The 5,402-nt window shown below is 72.2% G+C and carries 4 protein-coding genes; 3 read left to right on the top strand and 1 reads right to left on the bottom strand.

Annotation, left to right across the window (positions count from 1 at the left end):
* Nucleotides 1–127 precede the first annotated feature (127 nt).
* A complete protein-coding gene (locus G5C62_RS25440; RefSeq protein WP_164703202.1) occupies nucleotides 128–1,459 on the bottom strand; it encodes an ABC transporter substrate-binding protein in 1,332 nt (443 codons plus the stop codon).
* A 199-nt stretch (nucleotides 1,460–1,658) separates the two neighbouring features.
* Here G5C62_RS25440 and G5C62_RS25435 point away from each other — a divergent pair, with 199 nt between their 5' ends.
* The 3 genes from G5C62_RS25435 (at nucleotide 1,659) to G5C62_RS25425 (ending at nucleotide 5,386) form a co-directional block, all read left to right on the top strand.
* Nucleotides 1,659–2,687, top strand: coding sequence for a LacI family DNA-binding transcriptional regulator (locus G5C62_RS25435; protein ID WP_164703201.1), 1,029 nt, complete (start codon nucleotides 1,659–1,661; stop codon nucleotides 2,685–2,687).
* Nucleotides 2,688–2,768: 81 nt separating this feature from the next.
* Entirely contained in the window at nucleotides 2,769–4,442 is a 1,674-nt protein-coding gene (locus G5C62_RS25430) for a circularly permuted type 2 ATP-grasp protein (protein WP_241176131.1), read from the top strand.
* Nucleotides 4,436–5,386 carry an alpha-E domain-containing protein gene (locus G5C62_RS25425; RefSeq protein WP_036335131.1) on the top strand — a complete coding sequence of 317 codons (951 nt, stop codon included), beginning with the start codon at nucleotides 4,436–4,438 and terminating at the stop codon, nucleotides 5,384–5,386. The genes G5C62_RS25430 and G5C62_RS25425 overlap by 7 nt, the downstream gene beginning before the upstream one ends.
* Nucleotides 5,387–5,402 lie beyond the last annotated feature (16 nt).

The raw sequence follows: 5,402 nt of genomic DNA, 5'->3' as shown, positions 1-5,402 counted from the left end.
GACTGCGGCACCGCGCTCACCCTGCGCCTTCCGGCACCCAGACCTGGGGCGCCTGCTCGGTGAAGAACCGGTTGGTGACCGCCTCGCTGGCGGCTGAGCAGGTGCGCTGCAGCTCGTCCAGCCGGGCTCAGCCGCCGGTTGCCTGCTGCGCGGCCTTCAGTGCGTCGTTCCAGCCCTCGTCGGGGTCCGCACCGCCTGAGGCGATGTCGGTCAGCGCCGTGGTGAACGCCTCCTGGATCTGGGTGTCGTACGGGCCGATCGGGGTGCGCTGGATGTTCGCCGCCGACTCACCGAAGATCTCCCCGGTCGGGGCGCCGCTGAAGTACTCGTTGGCCGCACCCTGGACCTCCGGGTCCTCCGCGGCCTGGGGGCTGGAGGGGAAGTGCGCGGCGCGGGTGAACATCTTCACCTGCTGCTCCGGGGCGGTCAGCCACTCGGCGAGGTCCTTGGCCGCCTCGACGTTCGGGCCGTCGGCCGGGACGCCGAGGAAGGAGCCGCCCCAGTTGCTGGCGCTCTCGTCCGCGCCGGGCAGCGGAGCGATGTCCCAGAGGCCGGCCCCGGCCTCACCCATCTGGGAGTTGATGTAGCCGAGCATCCACGCCGGGCAGGCGATCGTGGCGAACGCACCGTTGGAGAAGGCGGCGTTCCACTCGTCACCGAACTGGCTGAGGTTGGCGGTCAGCCCCTCGTCGGCGGCCTGGCTGGCGTAGTCCCACGCCTGCTGCACGCCGTCGCTCTCGGCCGGGATCGGGTTGCCCTCCTCGTCGTTGTAGGCCAGGTCGCCCTGGTAGACCGAGGAGGAGAAGATGCTCGCCGGGCTGTCGACGAACGCGCTGTCGGCGGGCTTGGTGGGCGAGGCCATGTACTGCTCGGCAACCTCGATGTAGGCGTCCCAGGTCGGCCACAGCTCGGCGACCTCGGCCCGGTCGGTGGGCAGGCCGGCCTGCTCGAAGAGGTCCTTGCGGTAGCACATCGCCTGCGGGCCGATGTCGGTGCCGAGGGCGATCGTGGCACCGTCGGCGGTGGAGGCCTGGCCCCACTTCCAGTCGTAGAAGTTGCCCTCCAGCTCGTCGGCGTTCTCCTCTGCGGCGAAGTCGACGAAGGCGTCGGCGTGGTTGCGCACCACGTCGGCGATGAAGCCGATCTCCAGGGCCTGGATGTCGTCCAGCCCCGAGTTCGCGGCCAGCCGGGTCTGCAGCGACTTGTAGTACGCGGCGGACTGGGCGACGTTGTTCTGCTTGATGGTGACGTTCGGGTGGAGCTCCATGTACTCGTCGTAGAGCCCCGCGTTGTCCAGGTCCATGGTGCCGAACGTGCCGACGGTCAGGGTGACCGGAGCGTCCGGGTCGTAGTCGGCGGCGTCGGCGCTCGCGTCGTCGGAACCGCCACAGCCGGCGGTCAGCAGGACCGCGGCCAGTGCCGCTCCCCACGCCGCCCTGCTCTTTGAGGAATGGAACATCTGACCTCCTGGGTCGTCCCGGGACGCGTGCTCCACTGCATCGTCCACCGGGGGCGTGAGAACGCTCTCACGGCCGTGGTGCACAGAGTGGTCTGGGCCACAACCGGCTGTCAAGTAACAGCTGGATAACGCCCCCGGACTGTTGGAGAGCGCTCTCACGGTGCACCATGAGCACACTGGCCCGAGCACTGGAGACACATTGACCGACACGACCCCGCGCGCCGCGGTGCCGACGCTGGACGAGGTCGCCGTGCTCGCCGGCGTGTCCCGCGCCACGGTGTCCCGGGTCGTCAACGACTCACCGCGGGTGAGCCCGGAGGCCCGGGAGGCGGTGCGGTCGGCGATCGCCGAGCTGCGCTACGTGCCCAACCGGATGGCCCGCAGCCTGGTCACCCGGCGCACCGACACCATCGCGCTGGTGCTCAACGAGCCCAACACCCAGGTCTTCTCCGACCCCTTCTTCGCCAGCATCGTGCGTGGTGTCTCCGCCACCCTGGCCGACACCGACCTGAACCTGGTGCTGCTGACCGCCCAGGACGAACGCGAGCAGCAGAAGATCGGCCGCTACGCCCGCCAGGGTCACGTCGACGGCGCCATCCTGATGTCGGTGCACAGCGACGACCCGCTGCCCGACATCCTCGCCGAGGCCGGGGTGCCCCTGGTGATGTGCGGGCGGCCCTTCGACGACCGGGCGGTGGCCTACGTCGACGCCGACAACCGGGGCGGTGCCGAGGTCGCCACGGCGTACCTGATCGCCACCGGGCGCCGTCGGATCGCCACCATCACCGGGCCGCTGGACATGATCGCCGGGGTCGACCGGCTCGCCGGCCACCGGGCGGCGCTGGCCGCGGCCGGGCTGCAGTCGTTCCCGCAGCTGGAGGCGGAGGGCGACTTCACCGAGGCCGGCGGTGCCCGCGCGATGGAGTCGCTGCTGGGTCGCGACCCCGGGCTGGACGCGGTCTTCGTGGCCTCGGACCCGATGGCGGTGGGGGCGCTGAGTGCCCTGCGCCTCGCCGGGCGGCGGGTGCCCGAGGACGTCGCCGTGGTCGGCTTCGACGACGCCGCCGTCGCCACCCGGTGCGACCCGCCGCTGACCACGATCGCCCAGCCGCTGGCCGACATGACCCCGCTGCTCACCGAACTGCTGCTGCGCCAGATCGAGGGCGCGGGGGAGGCGGTGGAGTCCCGGGTGTGCCGCACCTCGCTCGTCCGGCGCGCCTCGGCGTAGCAGCGGGCGCCGCCCACCGGCCGGGTCGCGGGCGGGCGCCGTCGAAACGCGCGGGACACAGGCCCTGTCTAGGTTCGTCGCATGGCGGACCTCTTCGACGGCTACCCGCTCGGGCAGCAGTGGGACGAGATGTTCGCGGCCCCCGGCCAGCCCCGCGCCCCCTACACCGGCCTGTTCAGCTCGCTGCAGCCGATGTCGGGGGAGGAGCTGGCCGCCCGGGCCGACGTCCTCTCGCAGACCTACCGCGACGCCGGGGTGACCTTCGCGCACGCCGGTGAGGAGCAGCCCTTCCCGCTGGACATCGTGCCCCGGGTGATCGGCCACCAGGAGTGGTCGGTGATCGAGCGCGGGGTGGCCCAGCGGGTGTGGGCCCTGGAGGCGTTCCTGGCCGACGTCTACGGCGCCGGCGAGGTCTTCGCCGACCGGATCGTGCCGCGCTCCGTGGTCACCACCAGCGCGCACTTCCACCGGGCCGCGCACGGGCTGGTGCCGCCCAACGGCGTCCGGGTGCACGTCAGCGGCATCGACCTGGTGCGCGACGAGGCCGGCGACTTCCGGGTGCTGGAGGACAACCTCCGCTCGCCGTCGGGCGTCAGCTACGTGATCACCAACCGGGCGGCGATGACCTCGGTGCTGCCGGAGCTGTTCGGTGACCACCGGGTGCAGCCGGTCGCGGAGTACCCGGGCCGGCTGCTCGCCGCGTTGAAGGCCTCGGCACCGGCCGGCGTCAGCGACCCCACGGTCGTGCTGCTCACCCCCGGCGTCTACAACTCCGCCTACTTCGAGCACGCGCTGCTGGCCCGGCAGATGGGCGTGGAGCTGGTCGAGGGACGGGACCTGGTGTGCTCCGGCGGTCAGGTCAGCATGCGGACGACGGACGGCCAGCAGCGGGTCGACGTCATCTACCGCCGGATCGACGACGAGTTCCTCGACCCGGTCCACTTCCGCTCCGACTCGGTGATCGGCTGCGCCGGCGTGCTCAACGCCGCCCGCGCCGGCCGGGTGACCATCGCCAACGCGGTGGGCAACGGCGTCGCCGACGACAAGCTGCTCTACACCTGGGTGCCCGACCTCATCCGGTACTACCTGGGCGAGGAGCCGGTGCTCGCCAACGCCGAGACCCACCGGCTCGACGAGCCCGACACCGTCGAGTGGGTGCTCGCCTCGCTCGACCAGCTGGTGCTCAAGCCGGTCGACGGCTCGGGCGGCAAGGGCATCGTGATCGGGCCGCGGGCGGACGAGCGGACGCTGGAGGAGCTGGCGGTCAAGGTGCGCAGCAGCCCGCGGGACTGGATCGCGCAGGCGCCGATCGGCCTCTCGACGTCCCCGACGCTGATCAACGGCCGGATCGCCCCGCGGCACGTCGACCTGCGGCCGTTCGCGGTCAACGACGGCACCGACGTCTGGGTGCTGCCCGGCGGGCTGACCCGGGTGGCGCTGCCCGAGGGCGAGCTGGTGGTCAACTCCAGCCAGGGCGGCGGCTCGAAGGACACCTGGGTGATCAGCGCGCCGCGCCCCGCGGTCGAGCCGGCACCCGAGCACGACGTCACCCGGATCGAGTTCACCACCGAGGACCTGCCGGTCGAGCCGCCGGCCCAGGACCCGGGCCCGCCCAACGACAACGCCCTCGCCCAGTCCCAGCAACAGCAGCAGGCGGCAGAAATGGCCATTTCTGCCCGACGTCGGGCAGGTGACGGCCGGACGGGAGAGGCAGCAATGGCCATTTCTGCCCAGGGGGACGGTGCGCCGTGCTGAGTCGGATCGCGGAGTCGCTGTTCTGGATCGGGCGCTACGTCGAGCGCGCCGACGACACCGCCCGGATCCTCGACGTGCACACCCAGCGGCTGGTCGAGGACCCGTGGATCGACGAGCAGCGGGCCTGCGCCAACCTGCTGGCGCTGATGGGTGCGCCCTGCCCGCCCGAGGAGGCCGACACCGAGCGGGTGCTGGCCACCCTGGCCTTCGACCGGGCCAGCCCGAGCTCCATCACCGGAGCGCTGTCGGCCGCCCGGGAGAACGCCCGCGGCGCGCGTGAGGTGCTCTCGGCGGAGATCTGGGAGTCCCTCAACGTCACCCACAACGCGCTGCCGCAGCAGCGCACGATGGCCCGCCGGTACGGCCCGCACTCGCTGTTCCGGTTCGTCCGGGAGCGGTCGGCGATGGTCTTCGGCCTCGCCGACGCCACGATGAGCCGCGACGAGGGCTGGCTGTTCCTGATCCTGGGGCGTTCGCTGGAGCGGGTCGACATGACCGCCCGGATGCTCTCGACCCGGGTGCTGGCCGGTGACGCCGCGCCGTCCTGGACCCTCGTGCTGCGCTCGACCGGCGCCTACGAGCCCTACCTGCGCACCTACCGCGGCGCGGTCAACTCCAGCCGGGCCGCGGAGTTCCTGCTGCTGGACCGGCTCTTCCCGCGCTCGGTGTTCGCCTCGCTGGAGCGGGCGGAGGGGTGCCTGGCGGAGCTGGAGCGGGCCAACGTGCGCGAGGGTCACCGGATCGGCGTCGCCGGTGAGGCGCACCGGATCGTCGGCCGGGCCCGGACGATGCTGGAGTTCATGCAGACCGACGAGATCCTGGCGCGGCTGCCGGCCCGGCTGGACGAGCTGCAGCGCACCTGCTCAGCCGCCAGCGAGGCGGTCACCAACCGGTTCTTCACCGAGCAGGCGCCCCAGGTCTGGGTGCCGGAAGGCGCAGGGTGAGCGCGGTGCCGCAGTC

It is taken from the genome of Modestobacter sp. KNN46-3 (genome assembly GCF_011039295.1).
The sequence above is the reverse complement of the archived record's forward strand: the minus strand, read 5'-3'. Positions and strand labels throughout refer to the sequence as shown.

Excerpts from the sequence above, each read along its gene's own strand:
- G5C62_RS25440 (WP_164703202.1), bottom strand. The coding sequence starts at position 1,459 with ATGTTCCATTCCTCAAAGAGCAGGGCGGCGTGGGGAGCGGCACTGGCC.
- G5C62_RS25430 (WP_241176131.1), top strand. The coding sequence starts at position 2,769 with ATGGCGGACCTCTTCGACGGCTACCCGCTCGGGCAGCAGTGGGACGAG.